The following is a 26,341-nucleotide window of genomic DNA, read 5'->3' on the forward strand; positions in this document are numbered from 1 at the left end:
TCAAAATTAGCGTTAGTGTTAGACATGTATCCAAGCCTATCTCTTAAGTTAAGAGACTTCTACTGTCTGGTTTCGCAAGGGGCCTACTCAGTCGTATCTTTCACGATACCAATCCAGTAAAGCAGGAAATGTATCCGCGATGACTTCATCCATATCAATTGCGATGCGAACCATAATGTCCCCTATGCATAACCCCATTTAAATTCTGAGTATATGCGCACCACTTAAAAAAAATCAACCTGGCACGACAAAGTTGAAATCAATATATCATAATAATATCAATAAGTTATCGAGATAAGTGAGTGCCGGGAGGCTCATCCATTAATAGCCGTAATTTATCCATTAATAAACTTTGCCCTGGATGAGAATAAAAACATGCTTGTATTTGCCTCGTCAGCAACTGTCCCGATTCGACCTAAAGGCATGAGTGATAGCCATGCGGCATCTATACTCGTCATACTTCAAGTCGCCTCTTTTGGCTACATCCACTCACCCCAGTCACATAGTGAGCTATGCGCCCGGGGATTATGAGAGGCATCCTGTGTCACCGGGGCTGCGCCACGGGCGATCCAAATGCATACCCGACGAATGGGTCGCCCACTGGCCGCCGCGCGTCAAAGGGAAGTGAAAGGAGTGTATACACCCAATCCGCTTTCCGTTTGCTCTTGGTTGGTTTGATGTCGACTATGCTTGGCATTGTTCGCGTTGATAAACTTTCCGGGTATTACCCGGCCTTAGCGTTTCCTGCAAAACCGTCGGGGGCGTGTATGATGTCATTTCAACTAAACAGTTTCTGTAAAAAAACGCAAAAAGCAGACGACTTTTAGTGCGAATTTGATTATTTTGTTTAGTATATGAAACATAAGGTGCGTAAAGTTCAGGTTGGCCTCAGGTCTCAACCGTTGCGCATCAACCCAGACGAGATACGCCATGACCGATGCAATGGATGTCAATGCCGCGATTTATCCGTTCCCGCCTAAGCCCAGAGCGCTCAAGGCGGATGAAAAGCTTTATTATCATACTAAAATCAGAGGGCTTTTAAAGAAGCGTAATGCGGTCATTGTGGCCCACTATTATACCGATCCGGAAATCCAGGCCTTGGCCGAGGCCACGGGTGGTTGCGTCGCCGACTCTCTGGAAATGGCCCGGTTCGGCAGCAGTCATCCGGCTACCACATTACTGGTGGCCGGCGTACGGTTTATGGGCGAGACGGCGAAAATCCTTAGTCCGGAAAAAACCGTTCTAATGCCAACGCTCAAGGCGGAATGTTCCTTGGACCTGGGATGTCCGGCCGAAGCTTTCAGCGCCTTTTGCGACGCACACCCTGATCGTACCGTAGTGGTTTACGCCAACACCTCGGCGGCGGTAAAGGCGCGTGCTGACTGGGTGGTGACATCCAGTATCGCTGTAGAGCTTATTGAGCATCTCGACAGTTTGGGCGAAAAAATCCTTTGGGCGCCGGATCGCCACCTCGGTCGCTATGTCCAGCAACAAACCGGCGCGGATGTTCTGTGTTGGCAAAGCGCCTGTATCGTGCATGACGAATTCAAAACCCGCGCGCTGCTTAATATGAAACGGCTTTATCCGGATGCGGCGATCCTGGTGCATCCCGAATCCCCCCAGGCGGTGGTGGAGATGGCCGATGCGGTGGGTTCCACCAGTCAGCTCATTCAGGCGGCCAAACGATTGCCGCAGCAACAAATGATAGTCGCTACCGATCGCGGAATCTTTTATAAGATGCAACAGGCTTGTCCGGAAAAGACCTTGCTGGAAGCCCCTACCGCCGGTGATGGCGCCACTTGCCGAAGCTGCGCCCATTGTCCCTGGATGGCGATGAATGGCCTGGAGGCTATCGCATCGGGCCTGGAGGAGGGGGGAAGCGCCCATGAGGTCAATGTCGACGCCGGGTTGCGCGACAAGGCGCTGGTGCCGTTAAACCGGATGCTGGCTTTCGCCGCCGAATTGAATGTCAAGGTGGCTGGCAATGCCTAAGCGTCGCCTGTCGTCATCAATGGTGGTGGGCGTGCAGATGCACGTGATCATGCTGGTCCTGCCCGGCGATCATGATGCCGCAATCGCCCTCCGGACATTGCTGGTATTCCATTTGTATGGTGACGTGGCTGATGTGGTACTGGTGCAGCAGGTAGTCCTGGATCCGATGCAGCAAGGCATCGTGATCATAAGGCGGGACCACTTGCGCATGCAGTGTCATGACCGGTTTTTCGCCGACCTGCCAAATATGCACATGATGTATATTGCGCACCTCGGGAATATGCAGTGACAAATCATGTTTAAGTTTCTCAATGTCAATTTGGCTCGGCGTGCCCTCCAATAGTTCATGCAGGCTTTCTTGCAGCAGGCGCCAGCCGCTGCGTAGCACCAGACAGGATACCAAAATCGACAAAATGGGGTCGATGACCAGCCAGCCGGTAAGCAAAATCACCAATGCGGCAATGATAGCGCCGACCGAACCCAATAAATCCCCCAGTACGTGCAATGCCGCCGCCCGTAGATTGATGTTTTTCTCGCCGTTGCCGCCATGCAGAAACCAAAATGAAAGCAGATTGGCCACCAGACCGCTTACCGCGATAGCCATCATCGGCCAGCCTGAAACAGGGTGGGGTTGATAGAAACGCCGCACGGCCTCCCAGAAAATAAGCAATGTAATAATGAGCAAAGCCAGGGCATTGATAAACGCCGCCAGCGTGGTCAGGCGCAGATAACCGAAAGTGTGGCGGCTGTTGGGCTTGCGTTGCGCAAAGCGAACGGCCAGCAGCGCCATGAGCAGGGCGGCGGCGTCGGTGAGCATATGCCCGGCATCGGCCAGTAGCGCCAAAGACCCCGCCAGCACGCCTCCGACCACTTCGATAACCATAAAGACGGCGGTAATGACAAAAGCGGCTAGCAACCGCTTATGGTTCCCGTTATCCGTGATGTCATGGGTATGATTATGCTGATGTGTTTCCGCCATCTCCACCTCTGTCGATAAGTTTCCTAGGGAAGAGTATACCGGGGAACGCCGGGATTGCCGTAACAATTTGCGCGGCAGGTAAGGGCGATGCGGAAGTGTTGCAGAAAGTGTGTGCGGATGGGAGAATCGTCCCCGGAAGCAAAAGAGCCGGGCGACTTAACCGCCCGGCCATGTGGCCGGTTTAACCAAGGTTAAACATCATCTTCCCAAAGATTTTCACACGGACTGAATCTGGAAGACGCATATCCACGTTGGTTTAGCAGGTTCCGAATATGGACCGCGCGGGGGCTGATCAAGAGGTTTTGGAATAATTATTCCGTTTTAGTGTCGGACTGATTGCTGGAGGGGGTGGTGTTGTCCGGGCAGTTCCCGCCCTGGCAAACGCCTTGACTGTCGCTTTGGCCGGAACTCATGTCGGTTCCGCTATTGTTGATTTTGTTGTTATTTACATTATTGGGCGGTAAATTTTGCTTAGCGCCTTCACTGCCGGATTGGTTGTCGAGGCCGGTGCCGGAGTTTTGGCTGCTGGCGTCGGAAGAGGCCGCCAGTGCGGCGCCGCCGCCCAACATCATCACGGCGGTGAAAAGAAAGATCGCCAGGTTTTTGGGAGTCAGATTTTGCATACATTTTCCTCTTTCAGGCTGGAGGTGGGTTGAAGCCCGTATTTTTACAACTTTTCGATACGGGCGGCTCTTTGAGGCGCATCCAAAGGCCCTGTAAAGAATTATCAGCCTACCGGCGGCGACAATTTATATGCCAGTTGACGCCGGCTTGTCATACTTTAAGCTTAGTCAAGATTCCGTATTGATCAAATTTTTGATGTCTGACCTGTAAAACACACGTTTACAACAATCGATCGCGACCGGGATGACATTAATGCAGTAAATCATGACATTACCGCGATGAAGCGCCCAGGGGCAAAGAGAAATAAAACCATTATGAATTATCAGAATGACGATTTAAGAATAAGAGAAATTAAAGAATTGCTGCCGCCAGTGGCCTTGCTGGAGAAATATCCGGCCACTGAGCAGGCCGCACGAACAGTGTCCACCGCGCGAGCGGCCGTGCATAAGATTCTCAATGGCGCTGATGACCGCTTATTGGTGATAATCGGTCCCTGCTCCATTCACGACACCGAAGCGGCCAAGGATTATGCCGCCCGCCTCCTGACCATGAGGCATGCCTTGCAGGATGAACTGGAGGTGGTTATGCGGGTTTATTTTGAAAAGCCGCGCACCACCGTCGGCTGGAAGGGGCTTATCAATGATCCGCTAATGGACAACAGCTTTCGGATCAACGACGGCCTACGCATCGCCCGTAAACTGCTGCTGGATATCAATGACAGCGGGATGCCCGCGGCGGGCGAGTTCCTGGATATGATCACGCCGCAATACGTGGCCGATTTGATGAGTTGGGGCGCCATCGGCGCGCGCACCACGGAGTCACAGGTACACCGCGAACTGGCGTCCGGCTTGTCTTGTCCGGTGGGATTCAAAAACGGCACCGACGGCACCATCAAAGTGGCTATCGATGCCATCAATGCCGCCGGCGCGGCGCACTGTTTCCTGTCGGTGACCAAATGGGGCCATTCCGCCATCGTCAATACCAGCGGCAACAACGATTGCCATATCATACTGCGTGGCGGACGGGAGCCCAATTACAGCGCCCACCATGTCCGGGCGGTGAAGGAAGGACTGGCCAAAGCAGGCTTGCCGGCACGGGTCATGATTGATTTCAGCCACGCTAATAGCAGCAAGCAATTTCAAAAACAATTGCTTGTCGGGCAGGATGTGTGCGCGCAATTGCAAGGTGGGGAATACGGCATCATCGGCGTTATGGTGGAAAGCCATCTGACGGAAGGCAGCCAGAGCCTCGGAGAGGGTAAAGCGCTGGTCTACGGCCAAAGCGTGACCGACGCCTGTATCGGCTGGAGCGATACGGAAGCGCTACTACGCCAGTTGGCGCAGGCGGTACGAGATCGGCGCGCGCACCCGCGTCCCGTTATGACAATTGAGACTTCGGGGCATACCGGATAAATATCCAGGCCCGATCCGGCGGATAGCCGTCGAAAAAAAGGGGAACGCGCGCGGCTGTTCCCCAATTCGTCAGACATGCCGACTGGCGGCGGCGTTCAGGGGCCGCCAGGGTCAATCGACGTGCTTTACTTGGCCTTACCCTGATTGGCGACAGCTGCGGCCTTGGCGGCTATCTCGTCGGCATTGCCCAGATAATAGTGCTTGATGGGCTTCATATTGTCGTCGAATTCGTATACCAGCGGGACCCCGGTGGGGATATTGAGCTCAAGAATTTCGTCTTCGCTCATGTGGTCGAGAAATTTCACCAACGCGCGGATGGAGTTGCCGTGGGCGGCGATGATCACGCGTTCACCGCTTTTCATGCGCGGCAAAATCGTCTGGTTCCAATAGGGGATGACACGCTCAATGGTCAGGGCCAAGCTTTCGGTGGTGGGCAGTTCCGACTCAGTCAGTTTGGCATAGCGGGGATCATGGCCGGGGAAGCGTTCATCGCCGCGTTCCAGTTCCGGCGGGGTAACCGCAAAGCCGCGCCGCCATTGTTTAACTTGCTCGTCACCGTATTTTTCGGCGGTTTCGGCTTTATTCAAGCCTTGCAGCGCGCCGTAATGCCGTTCGTTCAAACGCCAGGATTTTTCCACCGGCAGCCAGGCCTGATCCAGTTCGTCCAGAACGTTCCACAGGGTATGGATCGCGCGCTTGAGAACGGACGTATAGGCGAAATCGAAGATATAGCCTTCGGCTTTAAGCAGTTTACCCGCCGCTTTCGCCTCGCTACGGCCTTTATCGGACAAATCCACATCCGTCCAGCCCGTGAAGCGATTTTCATTGTTCCACTGGCTTTCACCATGCCGTACCAGGACCAGTTTCGTTACTGCCATTGTTTGACTCCTTAACGTCGAAGATTTTATGAAAACTCTTTTTATTATATTGCCTGCCCGGCCAGGGCGGCAACCGCATAAGATCAATCCGCCGTGAAATAACTCGCCGGCCGTTACGTTAGAGCGCCACGAGCTGATAACGGGTTTGGGAACGATAGGTCTGGCCGGGCAGTAGCCAGCAATCCGGTTGCGGCCATCCCGGATGGTGCGGGCTGTCCGGCAAAAATTCGCTTTCCAGCGCTATTCCGCTGTAATTTTGATATTCACCACCTTGGCGCGCCGGCGTACCCGCCAGGAAGTTGCCGGTGTAAAGCTGTAAGGCCGGCGCCGTGGTATAGGTTTGCAGAAGAATCTGGCCATCGGCAGACCACAGTTGCGCCGCCGGGCTTTCACCATCGTGGCAGGCGTTGTACAGCAAATAGGCGTGATCATAGCCCTTGACCCGCTGTTGATCGCGATCGCGCAGAAAATCCTGGGCGATGGTTTTGGGCCGCCGGAAATCCATGCCGGTGTCCTCCACGTCGGCAAGCGGCGCGCACGGGATACCGTCGCTGTTGACCGGCAGAAACTGGCCGGCGTAAATCTGCAATGTCTGTTGGCGGACATCGCTATTAGCGCCATCCAGATGAAAATAGGCGTGATTGGTCAGATTGACCGGACAGGGCTTGTCGACGGTTGCCCGGTAATCAATGACCACGGAATTGTCCTCGCGGACCGTATAACGCACCATGGCCGTCAGGTTGCCGGGAAATCCCTGATCCCCATCCGCGGAAAACAACCGATACAGTACCGAAGTACGGGTATGTTCAACGCATTCCCAACGACGGGCATGAAAACCCTCGGCGCCGCCATGCAACTGATGTTCGCCTTGGTTGGCGTTGAGCTTCCATGTTTGATCGTCCCGCTCAATGACGGCATTGGCGATACGGTTGGCGTAGCGGCCCACCGTGGCGCCCAGATAGGCGGATTGTTGCGGATATTCCGCCGGGGTGGGGCACCCCAGCAGCACTTCGCGTCGAGCGCCGGATTTAAGCGGCATTTGACAAGACAGCCAGGTGGCGCCCCAATCCATCAGGCTTATCTGTAGGCCGGTTTCAAAACCTAGGGTCACACAATTGAATGGCTGACCGTCGGGCGCGGTGCCCGACTCATATTCTTTCAACATAGTCCTGTTCCTTCGGAAGCATGACAAACATAAAACGTTTCTTTAAGGCCGGTACGCCGACGATATTGGCTTTCCACCGCCGCACGTACCGCTTCCACAAGGTCCGCCGGCACCAAGGCGACGACGCAACCGCCGAAACCGCCACCGGTCATGCGAACGCCACCGGCATCGCCGATCTCGGCTTTGACGATATCCACCAAGGTATCAATGGGTGGAACGGTAATTTCAAAATCATCGCGCATAGAGGCGTGCGACTCGGCCATCAGGACGCCCATGCTGGCCAGATCGCCGGCCGCCAGTGCGTCGGCCGCGGCCAAGGTGCGCGCATTTTCGCTCAACACATGGCGAACCCGTTTGGCGACCACCGGATCCAGTTCTTTCTCAACGGCGATAAACTGGCTCATTTCCACATCGCGCAGTTTGTCAACGGCGAAAAAGCGGGCGCCGATTTCGCATTGCTGCCGGCGAGCGTTGTATTCGCTGTCCACCAAACCGCGCTTAACGTTGGAGTTGATGATGATTACCGCCACATTGGCCGGCATGGGGACGGGCCTGGTGCCCAGCGTCCGGCAATCGATCAAAAGCGCATGGTTGTCTTTGCCCAGCGCCGAAATCAATTGGTCCATGATGCCGCAGTTGCAACCGACGAACTGGTTTTCCGCTTCCTGTCCGTTTAAGGCCAGGGCGACGTTATCCAGCGGCAGATGGTATAATGTCTGAATCGCCTTGCCCACCGCCACTTCCAGCGCCGCCGACGAACTGAGTCCCGCGCCTTGCGGGACATTCCCGCTCAATACCAAATCGACGCCGTCAAAATGGCCGTCCCGTTGTTGCAGATGTTTTACCACGCCGCGAACGTAATTGGACCATTGCTGACTGTCGTGGGTTAAAATTGGCTCATCTAGCGAAAAAATATCTTGCTGATGGTCACAATCCACGGCGATAACCCGTACTAACCGGTCGTCCCGTTTCGCGCAACTGACCACGGTTTCATAATCGATGGCGCAGGGCAGTACAAAACCGTCATTGTAATCGGTATGCTCGCCTATCAGATTAACGCGACCAGGCGCCTTCACCGTCAGGGTGGGCGCATAACCGAATGATTGACGGAAGGTGGATTCAGTAATTGTTTTTAAGGTCATAGGGAGACTCCGGTTTCCCGAAAATGGATATCACCGACTGCGCGCAGCCGGTCGCTGGCTTGCTCGGCGGTCAAATCACGCTGGGGTTCCGCCAGCATTTCATAACCCACCATGAATTTACGCACTGTGGCCGAACGCAACAACGGCGGATAGAAATGCGCGTGCAACTGCCAATGGCGGTTATCCTGCTCAATGAACGGCGCGCCATGCCAGCCCATGGAATAAGGGAATGAGCACTGGAACAGGTTATCATAGCGGCTGGTGAGCTTTTTCAGCGCCAGAGCCAGATCGGCGGCCTGTTCGCCATCCAGGGCGTCCAGACGCAGCACATGCGCTTTGGGCAGTAGCAGGGTTTCGAACGGCCACGCCGCCCAATAGGGCACCACCGCCAGCCAATGCCGGGTGTCCACCACGGTCCTGCTGCCATCGGCCAATTCCCGGGCGGCATAATCCACCAGCATAGGCGAGCCGTAACGCCGAAAATATTCGCGTTGATTGTCATCCTCGCGTTTGGCCTCGTTGGGCAGAAAGCTATTGGCCCAGATTTGACCGTGCGGGTGCGGGTTGGAACATCCCATGGCGGCCCCCTTGTTTTCGAAGACCTGAACCCAGGGATAGCGCTGGCCCAGTTCGGCGCTTTGTGCCCGCCAGGTCTGGACGATGGCTTCAAGGGCCGGCAACGGCAGTTCCGGCAGCGTCTTGCCATGATCCGGAGAAAAACAGATCACCCGGCTGGTGCCTCGAGCGCTTTCGCAGTGCATCAACGGATCCTGATCGGCCGGGGCGGCCGGCGTGTCTTCCATCAGCGCGGCAAAGTCGTTGGTGAACACGTACGTCGTGGCGTAGTCCGGGTTGCGGTCGCCGGAAACCCGGATATTGCCTGGGCACAAATAGCATTCCGGATCATGGGCGGGCGGCACGACGGACGACGACGTCTCCTGCTGGCCCTGCCAGGGGCGTTTTGCCCGATGCGGCGAGACCAGCACCCATTGGCCGTTTAACGGGTTGAAGCGGCGGTGGGGATGATCGACGGGATTAAACTGCTGCATAGAAGTTCCTCTTATTCCGTATAGCCGTTTGGATGCCGGGATTGCCAGCACCAGGTATCCTGGGCCATCTCGGCCAGCGAGCGGGTCGCCCGCCAATCGAGATCGCGGGCCGCTTTTTCCGGCGCGGCCCAGTAAGCCGGCAGATCGCCGTCGCGCCGCGGGGCAAAACGGCAAGGAATCTCATGCCCGCTGGCCTGGCGGAAGGCGGCGACCACCTCCAGCACGCTGTGGCCGATTCCCGATCCCAGATTATAAACGTGCAGGCCAGGCCGGCTTTGTAGCGCGGCTAACGCGGCGACATGGCCGTCGGCCAGATCCATAACATGAATATAGTCCCGAACGCCCGTCCCGTCCGGAGTGGGGAAGTCATTGCCAAAGATGGCCAGTTCGGGCCGCCGACCGATGGCGACTTGGGCGATAAAGGGCATCAGATTATTGGGAACCCCTTGGGGGTCTTCCCCCATCTCGCCTGAGGGGTGGGCGCCGACCGGATTAAAGTAGCGCAACAGCGTTACACTCCAGTCGGGCCAGGCGTGCTGCGCGTCGCGCAGGATCTCTTCCACCATCAGTTTACTACGGCCATAAGGGCTGGCCGGGCGGCCAGTGGGCAAATCCTCCCGATAAGGCACGACCGGCTGGTCGCCGTAGACCGTGGCTGAGGAACTGAAAATCAGATTCTTGACGCCGGCGTCATGCATGGCGCCAATCAGGGCCAGCGTGCCGCCGACATTGTTTTCGTAATAATCAACGGGTTGACGAACCGATTCGCCCACTGCCTTCAATCCGGCGAAATGGATAACGGCCTCGATGCGGTGTTCTTGAAAAAGGGTCGCCAGTAAGGCTTTATCCCGGATATCTCCCTGATAAAAAACCGGTTTCTTACCGCCGACGGCTGCCAGGCTGTTTATCACGCCGGCCTTGCTGTTATGCAAGTTATCCACGACGACTGGCTGGTAACCGGCGGCTTGAAGCTGCAGGCAGGTATGACTGCCTATGTAACCGCTACCACCAGTAACGAGTATCGACATTCACGGCTCCTTCTTTTCTGTTGCTGCTAAATTAACATGCCAAATGACCTTAAAAGGTGATCATACCGGAAAAAATGAAATCGATTACATTAAATTACTATCGAAATTCGCGACGTAAGGCGAAAGTTAGGGTAAATCAACGGTATGGTCTGTGAGACTGGCAGAAAAAAATGGAGGGTATAGGTGGTAACGCTTTCATTATTATGCCGGCATACCCGATGCCGGCATTTCCGTTGCGGCCGGCGAACTCTCCCTGGCGCGGCGCCGGCGCTTATGGCCATGACGTTATCAGGCTATGCCGCATAACCCCGCTCTTGAGGGCGGGGAAGATATCAGAGCGCTTCGGTTTGATAACAGTAGCCATCGTTTTCCGGGACGAATGTCAGCCGATGAGTGATACACGCGGGGGCGTCTTGCGCATGGTGGGAAACGAACAGCAACTGCGTCTCGCCTTCGCCTATCAGGACGTCGACCCAGCGGCGAACCAATTCCCTGTTGAGGGGATCCAAACCTTGCAGCGGCTCATCAAGAATAAGCAGGGCCGGATGTTTGACCATGGCCCTGGCAATTAACACCAGCCGCTGCTGGCCCCAGGACAGGCTATGGAAAGGCGCGTCCGCCTCGGCGCTGAGACCTAACAGGGTCAGCCATTGGCGGGTCAGAAGCTGCTGGCGTTCCGACACCGCCTGGTAAACGCCGATGGAGTCGAAAAAACCGGACAAAATGACGCTGCGGGCAGTGGCGCTAACGCGATAGTCCAGATGCAGGCTACTGCTGACGTAGCCGATATGCCGCTTTATTTCCCAAATGGTCTCGCCGCTGCCCCGACGGCGGCCGAACAGGGTCAGATCATTACTGTAGCCTTGCGGATGGTCGCCGGTGATCAGACTGAGCAGTGTGGATTTACCGGCGCCGTTCGGCCCCACGATCTGCCAGTGTTGGCCGGGTAGCACTTGCCAGTTCAATTGGTGCAGAACCGGGCGGTCCTGATAAGATACCACCCCGTTGCGCAAGGTGATGCGTGGCTCATTGGGGGGCAGTGCGTTCTTTTGTCCCGGCGTCTCGGTTTCCGGCAAGGTTGCGCCGCGAAGCGACTCGGCATGCGCCAACTGGGCGATTAACGCCTCGGACAGCAATGTCTCTCGATCGCCGGTGCGGGACAAATGACAGTCCGCCAGGATGCCCACGCGATCAATGTAGGCCGGGATATCATCGAAGCGGTTGAGGATCAGGACCAATGCGCGCGTCTGGTCCGCCAAATCGCGCAGCATCTCGCTCAGTTGCGCCCGCGAGGCCACGTCCAGGCCGTCGAAGGGTTCGTCCAGGATCAACAGATCAGGTTCGGCCATTAACGCCTGGCATAATAACGTCTTACGCGTCTCGCCGGTGGAAAGGTATTTGAATCGGCGCGTCAACAGATGATCGATACCGAACCGCTGCGCCAGTTTCCGGCATAACGCCGGATCCGACCGCTGCTGCTGAATGATTTCCGCGGTAGTGCGGCCGGTGTCGTCCTCGCCCTCGCTGAGCAGATCGGTGTTGTTGCGTTGCCATTCGTCAGCCACCAGCTTTTGCAACTGCTCAAACGACAGACGGGTGGCCCGTTGAAAGTCGCTCTGCCGTAGCCCGGTTAAGATCGGCAAATCGTCGGACAAGGCCCGGGCGAGGGCGGACTTGCCGCTGCCGTTCGCGCCGACGAACGCCCAGCCTTGGCCGGATTGAATATCCAGTGCCGCGATATCCAGGGAGCGGGTATCGCTTAAACGAAATAATCCTTGCAAAATATGCAATGACGGCATTGATTGTTCCTATTTATGCAACTGATGTCGTCAGCATCTGGTTTTTATCCGGCAAAGTCAACTGTTTTGCCCCTTGAAATCCGCATCAGGGGCAGCGGCCGGGGGGGATTATGACGTCAGCAAAGCGTGGCGATAATCACTTGATCGGCATTGAAGCTGGCGGTGATTTCCCGGCCCACCTCCAAGTGTTGCTCCTGGGAAATCGCCTTGGGAACGGTGGCGCATAACATTTCGCCGCTGGCAAGCGCCATCAGCACCTCATCATTATCCTGTCCTTGCTCCAGGTGGGTAAGGGTGCCGTGCAAGACATTGTCGGCCGCATCCGCGGGTAACCGCCCGGCCTGCACCGAGACCCAGGGCGCTTTGATTAGCGCCAGCACCTCCTTGCCCGGCGCCAGTTGCAGGCGATCGCCGCTCTGTTGGGTCAAGGCCACGACCAGGCGGGTTTCTCCATCGGCCAAGAGAATATCGACGTGCTGCTGTACCTGCTGATGGGTACGGGCGAGCACTGTGCCGAAAAACTGGTTGCGTGCGCTGGTTTGCAGGGAAAAACGGGAAATGGCCGCCAGCAGGCTGTCCAATGGCAGCCGATCGTCCTGGAGAACGTCAAAGGCTTTTTGCTGGATTTGCCCAAGCAGATCATAAAGCTGAAGCAGCCTTTCGGCATAATGGGTCAATGTGGCGCCGCCGCCGCCTTTACCGCCGGTTGCTCTTTCCACCAGCGTTTGTTCCGCCAAATCATTCATGGCGCTGATGGCATCCCACGCGCTTTTGTAGCTGATCCCCGCCAGTTTGGCGCCCTGGCTGATGGAGCCGGTGTGTTTTATCTGCTTTAGCAGCTCGATTCGCCGCGGATCGGCAAAAAGGCGCTGCTGAAGTTTCATGGTTAATAGGATTTCGGCCTGCATGCCTGTCTGCCTTATGTGAGTAAGAGGTGTTTCCCGTGATCTTCGGCATTCTCAATGGGGTAAAGGTAAACGCTCGCATGGAAAACCGGAAGAATTGTCGCCCATTAGACGGCACAGCGCAAATTCCTCGCCTGGCGCGATGACATGAAAAGCGTGGTCGTCATCGTCGGAAGGTGGTATAAAGACCCGTAATGACTGACATGGCGTGCCGATGGCATGAACGAGGCTTGAATGCTTGAATTATTGGAAAGCTTGATTATCGTTGTGATTATGGTGCCGGTCGTGATGGCGGTTATCCTGGGATTGATTTATTTCCTGGGAGAACTGTTCAACGTCATTTCCAAAATTGGCAAACCACGGGGTCACGATCAAAAGGATCCGGCCGATAACCGGTCTTAAGCGGATGTCCCCGTTGTCACGGCGCGCCGCCTCGCCTTCGGTTTAGCGGCTCGCGGCGAGGGCGTTTTCCCGCCCCGCGCCATGGCATACCACCGGGACGTCATGTGCTGTGTTGACGTCATTCGCGGGGTATCTTGGCGAAACACCGACGTCTCCCTTCAACGAAGTTCCATCACCTCTGCCATTGAAAGAAGCGGGCATTTTGCATGCGTTGGTATATTTATTTATATTCCAAATAATTTATCTTTGGGCTCCGGCATGGGGTCTCTATCGCGCCGATATGAATTTCGTTTAGTTTTCAGCAATGGTCGTTCATTGAAGGAAAGAGATAAAATCGGTTGGCATAGACTCTACATACTTCAGGCCGCATCGCGGCGGACAGCGAGCGCCTTCCGGGAGTATATAAGCCACGCTCTGACTAGGGGGCCGACGCCGCCGGCAAAGAGGTGGCTCAACGTCTGGCGGATAGATATCCGACAGGCGGGAATAGGGCGCGCTCACTTATAAAAATGAAATGGAGACATCCCCAATGGGACCCCAGCAGTCTTTCGAGACGATAAAAACACTACTGCATGATATTTATAATACCCATCTGCCCTCATGCGAAGTCAAAAGCAGCCTGAATGCGGATAGTCATTTGAATTATGATGATGTGTACAATGAAAGATTAAATAAATTATTCGCCAGCTATGCCGACGCGCGCCGCGCCGTTGCAACCGGGGATCGGGCCGCCATTCGCGCTGCGCTGATGCGGGCCAAGATTCATACTTTGGCGTTGACCTGCTTTTTTACCGCGTTGGAGGATGACTGCATCGCCCTGCTATCCCATTATGTCGATGCCGAGGAGGCGTCCGCGCAAAATGGCGGTGCCGAACAACCTTTCAACAAGCGCCGGGTTTCAGTCTAGGGGATGCCGCGCCAACGGCGGTCAAGGGCGACCAGGCGCGCGATACCACGAATGGTATTCGGATTGGCGCACGAGAGCCTGACGGCGCAAAGCCGATTCGGGGTGTTCTGGAGACGCGAAAGGTATGCCGGCTCCGGATCGGATCACACTTTATGAGACCGCGCGTACCGGGACTTTACTTGCTGTCCGCCGGCTAATACTCTGTTGGCGTTAAATGTTGCCTTAACGATCAAAGAGGAAGTGATGGAACAACCGATAAGCGGCAAAAAACGGCTGGCGGTATTGTTCGGCGGTCAATCCACCGAACATGAAGTCTCGTTGCGGTCGTCGATCAATGTCATTAATGCCGTCGATCGGCAAAAATACGATGTGCTGTTGATCGGCGTGGATAAACAGGGACGCTGGATGCTGTGCGACGAGGTTGACTATCTGGTCAATCCCGATGATCCGGCCCGTATCGCGCTGGCGCCGTCGGCGCATTATCTCGCGGTGGTGCCCGGCCACTCCGCCGGTCAGTTGATCGACATTGCCAGCGGGGAAATCCTGCCGATGGTGGATGTGGCTTTTTCCGTGCTGCATGGTTCGGCAGGGGAGGACGGTTCCGTCCAGGGGGTGTTGAAAGTACTGGGAATCCCTTTCGCGGGTCCGGACGTGCTGGGTTCCGCCGTCTGCATGGACAAGGACATGACCAAACGGATTTTGCGCGATGCCGGCTTGCCGGTTACCCCATCGGTGACATTGCACCGATCGGATGCCGCAATGGCGGATTTCGCCGCACTGACTGGCCAGTTGGGTTTGCCGTTATTCATCAAACCGGCTGGACAGGGATCTTCGGTGGGCGTCAGCAAAGTAGAAGACGAAGACGGCTTCCGGCGCGCGCTGGAGCAGGCATTCGCCTATGATCGCAAAGTGTTGGTGGAAACCGCCATTGAAGGACGGGAAATCGAAACCGCGGTATTAGGTAACGATCAGCCCTCCGTCAGCGTGTGCGGCGAAATTCTGGCCAACGATGAATTTTATGCCTATGACACCAAATATCTCAAAACCGGCCAGGCCGGGTTGGTGATCCCAGCCCAGTTGGAACATCGGCTGAGCGACGAAATCCGGCTGCTTGCCCAGGCGGCTTTCCGGGTGCTGGAATGCGCCGTGATGGCGCGGGTGGATTTCTTCCTGACCGAAGACGACGATATTCTCATCAACGAAGTCAACACGCTTCCTGGATTCACCTCCATCAGCATGTATCCGAAACTGTGGGAAGCCAGCGGATTGACCTACCCGCAGTTGGTGGACCGTTTGCTTACCCTTGCCTTGGAACGAGCCCATGGCGCCGCCCGGCTAAAAACCGAACGCTGATTCTTATCGCCGCGTTCCGGGCCGGTGTGGCGAAACCCGGCCCGGTGTTGGTGTCCGTTCGCCCGGCGAGGTGCCGCCGCGGCGCGGCCAGTCGACAAATCCGGTAACAATGCATTACACCTTACAATAAGTAATGACAAAAAAAGTCACCCGTTATATGCTTTTTTGCATAACGACAACTCGGGACGCACTTATGAAAAAACACACATTGAAATGGGTGGCGGGGGCAGTATTGACCGCGGGTATGGCATTTCAGGCCACAGCGGCGTCGGACGGCGGCAAGGTGACGGTTTTCGCCGCCGCGTCCCTGACCAACGCAATGCAGGATATCGCCAAGACCTATCAGAAAGAACACAAGGTCGACATTGTCTCCTCTTTTGCTTCATCTTCCACCCTGGCAAGACAAATCGAGCAGGGGGCGCCGGCCAATCTGTTTATCTCCGCCGATCAGCAATGGATGGATTACGCGCAGAATAAACAGACCATCGTCAACGATACCCGCTATACCTTGTTGGGTAATGATCTGGTGCTGGTGGCGCCCAAGTCGAGTCAACAGGGAACGGTCAAAATCGATAAGCAGACCGACTGGAAATCCCTCCTCAAGGGACAAAAACTGGCGGTAGGCGATCCGGATCATGTGCCGGCGGGCATTTATGCCAAGGATGCCTTGCAGCATCTCGGCGCCTGGGACACGGTTTCCCCCGAAATGGCCCGCGCCAATGATGTTCGCGCCGCTCTGGCGCTGGTGGAACGTCAGGAGGCCGCGCTGGGTATCGTATACGGCTCCGACGCGGTGGCCAGCAAGGGCGTCAAGGTGGTGGGCGAGTTTCCGCAAGACAGTCATAAACCCGTGGAATACCCGATGGCGCTAATCAAAGGCAACGATACGGCTGCCGCCAAAGCCTTTTACGATTATCTGAAAACGCCGGCCGCCGCCGCGGTGTTTAAGCAATATGGCTTTACCCCGCGCTGATGGCATTATCGGATTATGAGTGGCAGGCGGTCGCGCTAAGCCTTAAGGTTTCGCTGTGGGCGGTATCCTGCAGCCTGCCGCTTGGCATTCTGGTCGCCTGGGTCCTGGTCCGATGCCGTTTCCCGGGCAAATCGCTGGTGGACGGTATCATTCATTTGCCGCTGGTGCTGCCGCCGGTGGTGATTGGCTATCTGCTGCTAATCGGCATGGGCCGGCGCGGCGTGATAGGCGCCTGGCTGTATCAACTGACGGGTTTCAGTTTCAGTTTCAGTTGGCGGGGCGCTGCGCTGGCCTCGGCGGTGGTGGCTTTCCCATTGATGGTGCGCGCCATCCGCATATCGCTGGAGGCCGTCGACAGGCGTCTGGAGCAAGCGGCGCGCACACTGGGCGCCGGTCCCTGGCGCGTTTTTTTCACTATCACCCTGCCGTTGTCTTTTCCCGGCATCGTCGTGGGGACGGTGTTGGCGTTTGCTCGCTCCCTGGGGGAATTCGGCGCCACCATCACTTTTGTTTCCAATATTCCCGGTGAAACCCGCACCATCCCCTTGGCGATGTATACGCTAATTGAAACGCCGGGAGCGGAATCGGCGGCGGCCCGCCTGTGTGTGCTGGCCATTCTGCTCTCGTTGGCGTCGCTGCTTATCGCCGACGGGTTGGCCGTCTGGGGCCGTAAACGTTTGGGGGGATAATGTTGCAGGTCGATATCCGCCAGGAACTTGGCGATTTACGCCTGGAGGTGGCGGCCGATATTCCAGGCAAAGGCATTACGGCGATTTTCGGCGTATCCGGCGCCGGCAAAACGTCGCTCATCAACGCCATTGTCGGATTGACCCGCCCGCAGCAGGGGCGGATTGTGCTAAATGGCCGGACCTTGTCCGATAGCGCGCAGCGCGTATTTCTGGCGCCGGAAAAGCGGCGGGTCGGTTATGTTTTCCAGGATGGGCGTCTGTTCCCCCACTATCGGGTGCAAGGCAACCTGTTCTACGGCATGGCGCCTTCCATGCGCGCTCAGTTCGACGCCATTATCACCTTACTGGGCATCGAACCCTTGCTACGCCGGTATCCCAATACGCTGTCGGGCGGCGAAAAACAACGGGTGGCCATCGGACGGGCGTTGCTCAGCGCGCCGGAAATTCTGTTGATGGACGAGCCTCTGGCTTCGCTGGATCTGTTGCGCAAACGCGAACTCCTTCCTTATCTCGAGCGGTTGGCGGGTGAGGTGGACATCCCGATTTTGTATGTCAGCCATAGCCTGGAGGAGATTCTGCAACTGGCCGAGCGGGTGCTCATTCTTGATGGCGGAAAAGTGAAAGCTTATGGGCCGCTGGAAGAGGTGTGGGCCAGCCGGGCGTTGCGTCCCTGGTTGAAACCCGGCGAACAAAGCAGTGTGCTGAAGGTCCGGGTCGCCGGCCAGCATCCGGATTACGCCATGACCGCCGTGGCGTTGGGCGAGCAGCGCTTGTGGGTCAATCTGGTGGCGCAGCCGGTTGGCAGTACGCTGCGCATCCGTATCGCCTCAGGGGATGTTTCGCTGGCGCTCACGCCGCCAATCGGCAGCAGTATCCGTAATATTCTGCCGGCACGCGTGAAGGAATGTTTGGCGGTGGGCGAGCAGGTAGAAGTGATGCTGGATATCGACGGACAGATACTCTGGGCGCGGATCAGTCCCTGGGCCCGCGATGAGCTGGGGCTACATGCCGGCATGGCGCTTTACGCGCAGATAAAAAGCGTATCCATCGCGCCCTGACGGTGGCATTCCCCCGTTGAACGGCCGGTGGCGCCGTTTGTGATTGGCCCTGGGCGGCGGCTTTAGCGCTTTGCCGCTCGGCGCGTGGTTCAACGCCGCCGATGGGCCTCACGAAGCATGGCGCGCTCTAATGTCCCAGTACCCGTTGGTAGAGGGTGTCGGCAATGGCGCTGCTTTGATTGTCGCCGATAACCAGATCGGCCCGGGCCTTGATGGTATCGTCGCTATTGCCCATCGCCACGCCCAGACCCGCCGCTTCAAGCATGCTCAAGTCATTGTAATTGTCGCCGAAAGCAATTACCTGCTCCATACCCATTCCCTGCGAAGCGACCCATTCCTGTAATAGCTTACCTTTGCTGTTGCCGGTTTGCGCCACGTCAAGCTGATCATGCCAGGACCATTCGCAAGCCAGCCCCAGCTCTTGTTCCACCGCGTTGGCGAAAGCCTGCAGGGCGGCAGTATCGGGATGGGATGTGGCGAACTTCCAAATTGCGCCGGCCTGCTCGGCCGCTTCGAGCAGGTTCGGCACGTGCAGCAAATTCGGCCGCTGGGCTGGCGGCAGGGTTTCCGACCAGGCCAAAGAACGGGTGACATGGTCGCTGGGTTGGGCATAGAGCATGGCATCATCCACATATATCAGCCCATGGATGCCAAACTCGTCAAGTAAAGCCACGACGCGCCGGGCCTGCCCGACATGCAGGGGATTGGCGGTAGACACCTTTTGCGCGGGATAATCATATAAATAGGTACCGTTACAGCAAATGGCCGGCGTATCCAACTGCAATGCCTGATAAAAGGGATGGATTGCCGTATGGTGTCGCCCGGTGACCACCACGACCCTTATGCCGGCGGCACGCGCTTCCGATAAGGCCTTTAACGTTTCCGGCAATATTCTTTTTTGCCGATCCAATAGGGTTCCGTCCAGATCCAGAGCAATCACGCGATAGGTCATAGTTATCTCATTATGATCAATATAGTATTCATTATGAATGGTACACCGTAAGCTGTTTGGCGAAAACGTGAAAAATGCCGGTGGATAACCCGCCGCGACAGTGACATGCTTAGGGACGATACGCTAGACCCGCCGACCAGACATATCAGCGCCAATATTTAATCAGGAGAACTCATGAAGCAGATCGTCTATGTTGCCAGTCCAGAGAGTCAGCAAATCCACGTCTGGCAAATGGATAAAGAGGGGCAACTGACCCTGTTGCAGGTAGTGGATACCCAGGGGCAGGGGCAGCCCATGGCGATCAATCCGGCAAAAACCCATCTTTATATTGGCGTGCGCCCCGCTTTCGGGGTGAGCAGTTACCGTATTGATGATAATGGGTTGTTGACTGAAGCCGGTATGGCGCCGCTGCCCGGTAGCCCGACCCATCTTTCCACCGATCGCCAGGGCCGGTTTCTGTTTTGCGCGTCCTACAGCATGAGTTGCGCCAGCGTCAGCCCCATCGACGAATCGGGCGTGGCCGGCGCGCCGATCCAAGTATTGGAAGGATTGACCAATTGTCACTCCGTCAATATCGATCCCGAAAACCAAAAGCTCTGGGTTCCCTGTCTGAAGGAAGATCGCATCCGCTTATATCAATTGCTCGCCGATGGCCGCCTGCAAATCGGTAAGCCGGAAGCGATAGCGGCCGTCGAGGGCGCCGGCCCGCGCCACATGGATTTCCATCCGCACCAGCCTTACGCTTATTGCATTAATGAGCTCAACAGCACCGTGGATGTCTACGCCTTGTCCGGCGAAGGCGCGCCGCGCATCGTTCAGACGCTGGATTGCATGCCGTCCGGATTCGCCGATACCCGCTGGGCCGCCGATATCCATATCACCCCCGACGGCCGCTTTCTTTACACCTGCGATCGCACCGCCAGTGTTATCAGCTGTTTTGCCGTGTCGGAAGACGGCAGTTTACTCAGCTTGGCAGGCCACCAGCCGACGGAAACCCAGCCCCGTGGATTCAATATTGACCAAAAGGGGCGTTATCTGGTGGCGGCCGGACAGAAGTCCAATCACATCGGGGTCTACCGAATCGATGACGAAACCGGCAATCTGCACCCGCTGGCGCGCTATGAAGCGGGCAAGGGGCCGATGTGGGTGACTTTCCTTGGCCGTTGAATGACATCGCTTTGCCTGACAGACGGCCCGAAGGGGGCATCGGCCAACGGGCGATGATAACCCGTCGGCCGTTATGAAATGTCAGTTGTAAGTGACAGTGAGCGTGGCGCTGCCCAGGGAATGGAAATGCACATTAAAACCTACCAGCGCCCCGCTGGCGTTTTCGTCCACATCGAGCTTTTCCACATCCAGCGCGTGGACGGTAAATTGGTAACGATGGGTCTCGCCGGCAGGCGGAGCCGCGCCGCCGTAACCGGCTTTACCAAAGTCTGTGCGGGTCTGTATCGCCCCTTTCGGTAGCGTAGCCTGACCGGAGCCGGCCCCTTGGGGAAGGCTGCGGGTATCGGCGGGGAGATTGGCCACAATCCAGTGCCACCAGCCGGAACCGGTCGGCGCGTCCGGATCATAGACTGAAATCACGAAACTTTTGGTGCCGGCCGGGACATCGTCCCAGGCCAGGTGCGGCGAAATATTGTCCCCGGCGTAGCCCATTCCTTTGAAAACATGACGTTCCGGCATTTTTTCGCCATCTTGCAGATCATTACTGAACAGTTTAAAAGCCATGTCTGCCTCATTTGGTGTGTTAGGGAAAAGCGGCGGACCATGTCGGCGGCGCCGAACAGGTTAAGCTCGGTTTGCGCTGCTGTCGTCGAGGACGCAAAATTCTGGCCGGCCGCCATGGGGTAAAATATCGCATCAAACCCGGCGGGATTCAATCGGACCGATCTTCTGGGTGGATTATTCGCGCTTAAGGCGAATGTGCGGCGTCCATGGCCATCTTCGCCCCTCCGGGGGAGCGTGTGACGTCGCTATGGGCAGTGAAAATGCGCCGGATTTTCAAGGGAAGCGGCGAGCGCGTCCGTCAATTGCGAAAGTTGTTCGGTGGTAATGATATAGGGGGGCATAAGATAGATCAGACGGCCGAAAGGACGTATCCAGACCCCTCGTTCGACGAAAAAGCGTTGTAAAACCGCCATATTCACCGGCATCCGCGTTTCCACCACGCCAATGGCGCCCAATACCCGCACATCGGCGACGCGTTCATGGCTGCGCAGCGGCAGCAGTTCCTGACGCAATTGATATTCGATGGCGCGGACCTGCTCAAACCAGGCTCCGGTCGACAACAGCGACAAACTGGCATTGGCGGCGGCACAGGCCAGCGGATTGGCCATGAAGGTCGGTCCGTGCATGAAACAGCCCGCTTCGCCGTCGCTGATGGTATCGGCCACCGCGCGGGTGGTCAGGGTGGCGGACAGTGTCATATAGCCGCCGGTCAACGCTTTACCGAGGCAGAGGATATCCGGCGCGATCCGCGCGTGGTGACAGGCGAATAACCGGCCGGTACGGCCGAAACCGGTGGCGATCTCGTCGGCGATCAAAAGCAGGCCGTATCGATCGCATAATGCTCTGACTTGCCGTAAATATTCCGGGTGATAAAAACGCATCCCCCCCGCGCCTTGCACCACCGGCTCGAGAATGATTGCCGCTAGCGAACTGTGCGACGCGGCCAGCGCGGCCTCCAGCGGGGCGATATCCTCCGGTTGCCACGCTTCGCCGAACCGGGAGCGGGGCGCCGGCACGAATGTGTGTTCCGGCAAATAGCCCTGGTAGAGGTTGTGCATGGAATTTTCGGGATCGCATACCGACATGGTGCCCAGGGTATCGCCGTGATAGCCGCCGCGCAGCGCCAGCAGGCTGTGGCGGCCTTCTCCCCGCGCCTGCCAGTATTGCAGGGCCATTTTTATCGCCACTTCCACCGCGACTGAACCGGAATCGGCCAGGAACACGCATTCCAGGGGCGTCGCCAGCTCCACCAGCCGGCGGCAAAGCTCGACGGCGGGAGGATGGGTGATGCCGCCGAACATCACATGCGCCATGTGTTGTAATTGTTCTTTGACCGCGCCATTGATTACCGGATGATTATAACCATGTACCGCCGCCCACCAGGACGACATGCCATCCACCAGGATACGCCCGTTGCTAAGCCGTAGCTCGCAGCCGGCGGCGGACGTTACCGGATAACAGGGCAACGGCCGGGTCATGGAGGTATAAGGATGCCAGATATGGCGTTGATCGAACGCCATATCGGCGGAGGACATATCATTAGCCTGGGTCATTTCTGTAAACCATTTTTATAAAATTTAGTTGACAGTATACCCGCTGGATTTACACTGGCGAAACACATTTGCATTCGCCACTCCAGGACGGCACAACATGACTCCTCATCAACCCCGCTGGACATTGCAGCAAGCCAGGACTCTGTTCGCCCAGCCTTTCATGGACCTGCTTTTTGAGGCGCAACAGGTGCATCGGCAGCATTTCAATCCCCGTCATATCCAGGTCAGTACCCTGCTGTCCATCAAAACCGGCGCGTGTCCGGAGGATTGCAAGTATTGTCCGCAAAGCGCTCGTTACCACACTGGCGTGGAGGCTGAACGGCTGATGCAGGTAGAGCAGGTTCTGGCGTCGGCCGTTAAGGCCAAAGCCGCCGGCGCGACCCGGTTTTGCATGGGCGCCGCCTGGAGAAACCCCAACGATAGAGATATGCCCTATCTGGAACAGATGGTCCGGGGCGTTAAGACGCTGGGCATGGAAACCTGTATGACGCTGGGTATGTTGACCGCAAACCAGGCGCAGCGGCTGGCGGCGGCCGGCCTGGATTTTTATAACCATAACCTGGATACCTCGCCGGAATTTTACAACAATATCATCACGACCCGCAGTTACCAGGATAGGCTGGATACCTTAGAGGAAGTCCGGGCGGCCGGCATCAAGATTTGTTCCGGCGGGATTGTCGGACTGGGGGAGAGTAGTGATGATCGCGCCGGATTACTGACGCAATTGGCCAATTTGCCCGAACCGCCGGAAAGCGTTCCCATCAATATGCTGGCAAAAGTACCCGGCACGCCGCTGGCGGACAATGCGGATGTGGATCCGTTTGATTTCATCCGCACCATCGCCGTAGCGCGAATCATGATGCCGTGCTCACATGTCAGGCTGTCGGCCGGTCGGGAGCAGATGAACGAACAAACCCAGGCGCTCTGTTTTATGGCCGGCGCCAATTCCATTTTTTACGGCTGCAAATTGTTGACGACCGTCAATCCGGAAGAAGACCGGGATCGCCGGTTATTCCACAAGCTGGGATTGCGGCCGCAGCCTCATCATACGCGGGCCGGCGATCAGGAACAGCAGCAGCGTCTTGCCGAGGCGCTGCTGACCGCCGATACCGAACACTATTACGATGCGGCGCGCTAATGGCCTGGCTTGAACGGGTGAGCCGTGGTCTACAGACACGGCGGGATGCGGATGCGTATCGCCGGCGCAAGGCCGTGACGAGCGGCAACGATCGCCACATCGACTACCAGGGCCGGCGCTACCTGAATTTTTCCAGCAACGATTACCTCGGGCTGGCCCGGGATCCCGCCGTTATTGCCGCCTGGCGGCGTGGTGCCGAACTCTATGGCGTCGGCAGCGCCGGATCGGGGCATATCGCCGGCTACAGCGAGGCGCATCAAGCGCTGGAGCAACGTTTAGCCCATTGGCTCGGTTATGAGCGCGCTTTGCTGTTCAATTCCGGCTATGTCGCCAATCAGGGCGTTATCGCCGCGTTGGCCGACAGGGACGATGTGCTGTTGGCCGATAAGCTTAGCCATGCCTCGCTGCTGGAAGCGGCGGCCTTGTCGCCAGGCCGGTTACGGCGCTTCCAGCATAACCGTCCGGATTCGCTGCGTAAACTGGCCGGATCGGCTTGTGTCGGCAACCGGCTGGCCATCACCGAAGGCATCTTCAGCATGGATGGCGATAGCGCGCCGTTGGGTGAACTGTTGCGGATCATCCATGCCGCCGGCGGTTGGTTAATGGTGGACGACGCCCACGGTTTCGGTGTCATCGGCGAACAGGGCAGGGGCAGCGCCTGCCGGCAGGCCTGCCATCCGGACATCCTGGTGGTGACGTTCGGCAAAGCGGCCGGCGTGGCGGGAGCGGCGGTACTGTGCTCGGAGCCGCTGGCGGAATATTTGCTACAGTATGCGCGTCACCTGATCTATAGCACCGCCATGCCGCCGGCCCAGGTTTGCGCCATTGATGCGGCGTTGGACGCCATTCGCGCCGGCGACTCTCTGCGCGCAAGCCTGCGGCGGAATATTGAACATTTCCGGGCCGGCGCGGCCGATTTGGGGTATCGTCTGGTGCCCTCGGACAGCGCCATTCAACCGTTGCTGGTCGGCGATAACGCACTGGCGCTGGCGCTGACCGACCACCTGCGCGAGCGAGGCTGCTGGCTGACCGCCATCCGTCCACCCACCGTCCCGCCGGGCGGCGCCCGCCTGCGTGTTACCCTGACGGCGGCCCATCGGCCAAACGATATCGAGTTCTTACTGGAAGCATTGTCGCATGAGCGTCGATCGGCATAAGCGGGACATCGCCAAAACCTTCGGCCGGGCGGCGGCCGATTATGACCGCCACGCGGTTTTCCAGCGCGCCAGTGGGCGCCGACTGGCTGCATGGCTTGGGCCTTTACACAATAAAACCTTACTGGATGCCGGCTGCGGAACGGGCTGGTTTAGCCGTTATTTTCGCCGCCGCGACAATCGGGTCATCGCTCTGGATTTGTCGACTGACATGCTGGGGCAGGCGCGACGGCGCGATTCCGCCGATTTTTACCTGGCGGGTGATATTGAAAGAATGCCGTTGGGGACGCATCAGGCGGACGCGTGTTTTTCCAATTTGGCGTTGCAGTGGTGCGACGACCTGCCCCGGGCTTTGTCGGAGTTATACCGGGTTACCCGCCCAGGGGGCCTTATCGCGTTTTCCACTCTGGCGGAAGGATCGTTAGGCGAACTGGCGCACGCCTGGCGGCAAGTGGATGATGGCGAGCATATCAATCGCTTCCTGTCGCCGCGAACCATCGCCCAGTCCCTGCGGCCGTATCGGTATCGCCTGCAGAGCGTCCGGCATCGGCTGTATTATTCCCGGTTGCTGCCGCTGCTACAAGATATTAAGGGCGTGGGCGCGGGCTATCTGCATGCCGGCCGCTCCGCCGGGCTCGGCGGCAGCCAGCGGCTGCGCCGACTGGATGCCGCTTGGGAGCGGCAACCCGACGGGTTGCCGCTGACCTATGATGTGATCTACGGACTGATTTATCGTGACGAGAAGCTACTTCATTACCGGTACTGATACCGATATCGGAAAAACCCTGGCCACCTGCGCGTTATTACGGGCGGCCGGCGGCGCGGGCCTGCGTGCGGCCGGCTATAAACCGGTGGCATCCGGCTGTCGAATGGTCGACGGGATGGCGCGCAACGGCGACGCGCTGGCGCTGGCGGCCAGCGCCAACATTACCGCGCCCTATGAACAGATCAATCCCCTGGCTTTTTTCGAGGCCACTTCGCCGCATATCGCCAGTCGCGATGAGGGGCGTCCCATCGATCCGGCGGTACTGTCCCATGGCCTGGCCCAGCTGCGCACCCTGGCGGATATTGTTTTTGTCGAGGGCGCGGGCGGCTGGTTGACGCCGCTTGGCGACGCGCTGAGTTTCGCGCAATGGGTGGCAGCCGAACACTTGCCGGTTATCCTGGTGGTGGGAATGAAACTGGGCTGCATCAACCATGCGCTGTTGACCTCGTCGGCCATACGTCAAGCCGGGCTACCCTTGGCCGGTTGGATAGCCAATCATCTCTCTCCCCGACCGCACCGGCTGGTCGATTATCTGGATACCCTCCGCCAACGCCTGGACGCGCCCATGCTGGGGGAAATCCCCTGGCTGGCCGACCCCGCCGGCGCCCCATTGGCGTCTTATATCCACTGGTCGCGGCTGGTATAAAGCGCTGGCTGAAGAAATGAACCGAACGAAGGAAGCGTGGCGTGCG

The 26,341-nt window shown here is 57.4% G+C and carries 25 protein-coding genes; 13 read left to right on the top strand and 12 right to left on the bottom strand.

From position 1 onward, the window contains the following. The first annotated feature begins 930 nt into the window (after positions 1-930). Positions 931-1,992: a quinolinate synthase NadA gene (nadA, locus tag FCN80_RS05675; RefSeq protein WP_136988933.1), complete on the top strand. Its 1,062-nt coding sequence runs from the start codon at positions 931-933 to the stop codon at positions 1,990-1,992. Between the two features lie 16 nt (positions 1,993-2,008). Here the strand turns inward: nadA and zitB are convergent, their stop codons facing one another. Continuing rightward, positions 2,009-2,971 carry a CDF family zinc transporter ZitB gene (gene zitB / locus FCN80_RS05680; RefSeq protein ID WP_136988934.1) on the bottom strand — a complete coding sequence of 321 codons (963 nt, stop codon included), beginning with the start codon at positions 2,969-2,971 and terminating at the stop codon, positions 2,009-2,011. A gap of 311 nt (positions 2,972-3,282) precedes the next feature. Further along, a complete protein-coding gene (locus FCN80_RS05685; protein WP_136988935.1) occupies positions 3,283-3,594 on the bottom strand; it encodes a protein YbgS in 312 nt (103 codons plus the stop codon). Positions 3,595-3,909: 315 nt separating this feature from the next. Between FCN80_RS05685 and aroG the strand changes: the two genes are divergently transcribed. Then, positions 3,910-5,007: a 3-deoxy-7-phosphoheptulonate synthase AroG gene (gene aroG / locus FCN80_RS05690; RefSeq protein WP_136988936.1), complete on the top strand. Its 1,098-nt coding sequence runs from the start codon at positions 3,910-3,912 to the stop codon at positions 5,005-5,007. Between the two features lie 125 nt (positions 5,008-5,132). On the opposite strand, the gene gpmA is transcribed toward aroG, so the two are convergent. The 7 genes from gpmA to modE all read right to left on the bottom strand — a co-directional run bounded on the left by gpmA (position 5,133) and on the right by modE (position 12,976). Continuing rightward, positions 5,133-5,885, bottom strand: a complete 753-nt coding sequence (gene gpmA, locus FCN80_RS05695) for a 2,3-diphosphoglycerate-dependent phosphoglycerate mutase (RefSeq protein ID WP_136988937.1) — start codon at positions 5,883-5,885, stop codon at positions 5,133-5,135. 118 nt (positions 5,886-6,003) lie between these two features. After that, positions 6,004-7,050, bottom strand: coding sequence for a galactose-1-epimerase (galM, locus tag FCN80_RS05700; protein ID WP_136988938.1), 1,047 nt, complete (start codon positions 7,048-7,050; stop codon positions 6,004-6,006). Further along, positions 7,044-8,192 (bottom strand): galactokinase, encoded by a 1,149-nt coding sequence (gene galK / locus FCN80_RS05705; RefSeq protein WP_136988939.1) that lies wholly within the window; start codon positions 8,190-8,192, stop codon positions 7,044-7,046. Before galK ends, galM begins: the two co-directional genes overlap by 7 nt. Continuing rightward, positions 8,189-9,241, bottom strand: coding sequence for a galactose-1-phosphate uridylyltransferase (gene galT, locus FCN80_RS05710; RefSeq protein ID WP_136988940.1), 1,053 nt, complete (start codon positions 9,239-9,241; stop codon positions 8,189-8,191). The genes galK and galT overlap by 4 nt, the downstream gene beginning before the upstream one ends. Positions 9,242-9,252: 11 nt before the next feature. After that, positions 9,253-10,269 (bottom strand): UDP-glucose 4-epimerase GalE, encoded by a 1,017-nt coding sequence (galE, locus tag FCN80_RS05715; protein WP_136988941.1) that lies wholly within the window; start codon positions 10,267-10,269, stop codon positions 9,253-9,255. Positions 10,270-10,601: 332 nt separating this feature from the next. Continuing rightward, positions 10,602-12,068 carry a molybdate ABC transporter ATP-binding protein ModF gene (gene modF, locus FCN80_RS05720; RefSeq protein ID WP_136988942.1) on the bottom strand — a complete coding sequence of 489 codons (1,467 nt, stop codon included), beginning with the start codon at positions 12,066-12,068 and terminating at the stop codon, positions 10,602-10,604. A 116-nt stretch (positions 12,069-12,184) separates the two neighbouring features. After that, positions 12,185-12,976: a molybdenum-dependent transcriptional regulator gene (gene modE, locus FCN80_RS05725; protein ID WP_136988943.1), complete on the bottom strand. Its 792-nt coding sequence runs from the start codon at positions 12,974-12,976 to the stop codon at positions 12,185-12,187. Positions 12,977-13,207: 231 nt separating this feature from the next. On the opposite strand from modE, the gene FCN80_RS05730 reads away from it, so the two are divergent. From FCN80_RS05730 to modC, 6 genes are all read left to right on the top strand, one after another. Continuing rightward, positions 13,208-13,375 (top strand): AcrZ family multidrug efflux pump-associated protein, encoded by a 168-nt coding sequence (locus FCN80_RS05730; RefSeq protein ID WP_136988944.1) that lies wholly within the window; start codon positions 13,208-13,210, stop codon positions 13,373-13,375. Positions 13,376-13,904: 529 nt separating this feature from the next. Next, positions 13,905-14,282, top strand: a complete 378-nt coding sequence (locus tag FCN80_RS05735; protein WP_136988945.1) for a hypothetical protein — start codon at positions 13,905-13,907, stop codon at positions 14,280-14,282. A gap of 243 nt (positions 14,283-14,525) precedes the next feature. Then, positions 14,526-15,635, top strand: a complete 1,110-nt coding sequence (gene ddlA, locus FCN80_RS05740; protein WP_136988946.1) for a D-alanine--D-alanine ligase — start codon at positions 14,526-14,528, stop codon at positions 15,633-15,635. Positions 15,636-15,828: 193 nt separating this feature from the next. Further along, positions 15,829-16,608 carry a molybdate ABC transporter substrate-binding protein gene (gene modA, locus FCN80_RS05745; protein ID WP_136988947.1) on the top strand — a complete coding sequence of 260 codons (780 nt, stop codon included), beginning with the start codon at positions 15,829-15,831 and terminating at the stop codon, positions 16,606-16,608. Further along, complete coding sequence (gene modB, locus FCN80_RS05750; RefSeq protein WP_136988949.1) at positions 16,608-17,297, top strand: molybdate ABC transporter permease subunit; 690 nt, start codon at positions 16,608-16,610, stop codon at positions 17,295-17,297. Before modA ends, modB begins: the two co-directional genes overlap by 1 nt. Further along, complete coding sequence (gene modC, locus FCN80_RS05755) at positions 17,297-18,355, top strand: molybdenum ABC transporter ATP-binding protein ModC (protein WP_136988951.1); 1,059 nt, start codon at positions 17,297-17,299, stop codon at positions 18,353-18,355. The genes modB and modC overlap by 1 nt, the downstream gene beginning before the upstream one ends. Before the next feature lie 127 nt (positions 18,356-18,482). Here modC and FCN80_RS05760 read toward each other — a convergent pair whose 3' ends face one another. After that, positions 18,483-19,307, bottom strand: coding sequence for a pyridoxal phosphatase (locus tag FCN80_RS05760; protein ID WP_136988953.1), 825 nt, complete (start codon positions 19,305-19,307; stop codon positions 18,483-18,485). A 174-nt stretch (positions 19,308-19,481) separates the two neighbouring features. Between FCN80_RS05760 and pgl the strand changes: the two genes are divergently transcribed. Next, positions 19,482-20,474, top strand: a complete 993-nt coding sequence (gene pgl / locus FCN80_RS05765; RefSeq protein ID WP_136988955.1) for a 6-phosphogluconolactonase — start codon at positions 19,482-19,484, stop codon at positions 20,472-20,474. 81 nt (positions 20,475-20,555) lie between these two features. Here pgl and FCN80_RS05770 read toward each other — a convergent pair whose 3' ends face one another. Beyond that, the gene (locus tag FCN80_RS05770; protein WP_136988956.1) at positions 20,556-21,038 is read right to left on the bottom strand and encodes a kinase inhibitor; all 483 of its coding nucleotides are present in this window, start codon (positions 21,036-21,038) and stop codon (positions 20,556-20,558) included. Positions 21,039-21,283: 245 nt separating this feature from the next. Continuing rightward, on the bottom strand, positions 21,284-22,591 hold the full coding sequence (bioA, locus tag FCN80_RS05775; protein ID WP_230492514.1) for an adenosylmethionine--8-amino-7-oxononanoate transaminase: 1,308 nt from the start codon (positions 22,589-22,591) through the stop codon (positions 21,284-21,286). A 97-nt stretch (positions 22,592-22,688) separates the two neighbouring features. Here bioA and bioB point away from each other — a divergent pair, with 97 nt between their 5' ends. Genes bioB through bioD form a run of 4 tightly spaced genes read left to right on the top strand, consistent with a single transcriptional unit; the run spans position 22,689 to position 26,295 of the window. Next, positions 22,689-23,729 (top strand): biotin synthase BioB, encoded by a 1,041-nt coding sequence (bioB, locus tag FCN80_RS05780; RefSeq protein WP_136988958.1) that lies wholly within the window; start codon positions 22,689-22,691, stop codon positions 23,727-23,729. Beyond that, the gene (gene bioF, locus FCN80_RS05785) at positions 23,729-24,886 is read left to right on the top strand and encodes an 8-amino-7-oxononanoate synthase (protein WP_136988960.1); all 1,158 of its coding nucleotides are present in this window, start codon (positions 23,729-23,731) and stop codon (positions 24,884-24,886) included. The genes bioB and bioF overlap by 1 nt, the downstream gene beginning before the upstream one ends. After that, positions 24,867-25,649, top strand: a complete 783-nt coding sequence (gene bioC / locus FCN80_RS05790; protein WP_136988962.1) for a malonyl-ACP O-methyltransferase BioC — start codon at positions 24,867-24,869, stop codon at positions 25,647-25,649. The genes bioF and bioC overlap by 20 nt, the downstream gene beginning before the upstream one ends. After that, entirely contained in the window at positions 25,618-26,295 is a 678-nt protein-coding gene (bioD, locus tag FCN80_RS05795) for a dethiobiotin synthase (RefSeq protein WP_136988964.1), read from the top strand. Before bioC ends, bioD begins: the two co-directional genes overlap by 32 nt. Positions 26,296-26,341 lie beyond the last annotated feature (46 nt).

The sequence above is a fragment of the Martelella alba genome (assembly GCF_005217455.1).
In the GTDB taxonomy this organism is placed as follows: domain Bacteria; phylum Pseudomonadota; class Gammaproteobacteria; order Enterobacterales; family Enterobacteriaceae; genus Acerihabitans.

Coding starts and splice junctions, on each gene's coding strand:
- nadA (WP_136988933.1), top strand. CDS start 931: ATGACCGATGCAATGGATGTCAATGCCGCGATTTATCCGTTCCCGCCT.
- zitB (WP_136988934.1), bottom strand. CDS start 2,971: ATGGCGGAAACACATCAGCATAATCATACCCATGACATCACGGATAAC.
- FCN80_RS05685 (WP_136988935.1), bottom strand. CDS start 3,594: ATGCAAAATCTGACTCCCAAAAACCTGGCGATCTTTCTTTTCACCGCC.
- aroG (WP_136988936.1), top strand. CDS start 3,910: ATGAATTATCAGAATGACGATTTAAGAATAAGAGAAATTAAAGAATTG.
- gpmA (WP_136988937.1), bottom strand. CDS start 5,885: ATGGCAGTAACGAAACTGGTCCTGGTACGGCATGGTGAAAGCCAGTGG.
- galM (WP_136988938.1), bottom strand. CDS start 7,050: ATGTTGAAAGAATATGAGTCGGGCACCGCGCCCGACGGTCAGCCATTC.
- galK (WP_136988939.1), bottom strand. CDS start 8,192: ATGACCTTAAAAACAATTACTGAATCCACCTTCCGTCAATCATTCGGT.
- galT (WP_136988940.1), bottom strand. CDS start 9,241: ATGCAGCAGTTTAATCCCGTCGATCATCCCCACCGCCGCTTCAACCCG.
- galE (WP_136988941.1), bottom strand. CDS start 10,269: ATGTCGATACTCGTTACTGGTGGTAGCGGTTACATAGGCAGTCATACC.
- modF (WP_136988942.1), bottom strand. CDS start 12,068: ATGCCGTCATTGCATATTTTGCAAGGATTATTTCGTTTAAGCGATACC.
- modE (WP_136988943.1), bottom strand. CDS start 12,976: ATGCAGGCCGAAATCCTATTAACCATGAAACTTCAGCAGCGCCTTTTT.
- FCN80_RS05730 (WP_136988944.1), top strand. CDS start 13,208: ATGCTTGAATTATTGGAAAGCTTGATTATCGTTGTGATTATGGTGCCG.
- FCN80_RS05735 (WP_136988945.1), top strand. CDS start 13,905: ATGGGACCCCAGCAGTCTTTCGAGACGATAAAAACACTACTGCATGAT.
- ddlA (WP_136988946.1), top strand. CDS start 14,526: ATGGAACAACCGATAAGCGGCAAAAAACGGCTGGCGGTATTGTTCGGC.
- modA (WP_136988947.1), top strand. CDS start 15,829: ATGAAAAAACACACATTGAAATGGGTGGCGGGGGCAGTATTGACCGCG.
- modB (WP_136988949.1), top strand. CDS start 16,608: ATGGCATTATCGGATTATGAGTGGCAGGCGGTCGCGCTAAGCCTTAAG.
- modC (WP_136988951.1), top strand. CDS start 17,297: ATGTTGCAGGTCGATATCCGCCAGGAACTTGGCGATTTACGCCTGGAG.
- FCN80_RS05760 (WP_136988953.1), bottom strand. CDS start 19,307: ATGACCTATCGCGTGATTGCTCTGGATCTGGACGGAACCCTATTGGAT.
- pgl (WP_136988955.1), top strand. CDS start 19,482: ATGAAGCAGATCGTCTATGTTGCCAGTCCAGAGAGTCAGCAAATCCAC.
- FCN80_RS05770 (WP_136988956.1), bottom strand. CDS start 21,038: ATGGCTTTTAAACTGTTCAGTAATGATCTGCAAGATGGCGAAAAAATG.
- bioA (WP_230492514.1), bottom strand. CDS start 22,591: ATGACCCAGGCTAATGATATGTCCTCCGCCGATATGGCGTTCGATCAA.
- bioB (WP_136988958.1), top strand. CDS start 22,689: ATGACTCCTCATCAACCCCGCTGGACATTGCAGCAAGCCAGGACTCTG.
- bioF (WP_136988960.1), top strand. CDS start 23,729: ATGGCCTGGCTTGAACGGGTGAGCCGTGGTCTACAGACACGGCGGGAT.
- bioC (WP_136988962.1), top strand. CDS start 24,867: ATGAGCGTCGATCGGCATAAGCGGGACATCGCCAAAACCTTCGGCCGG.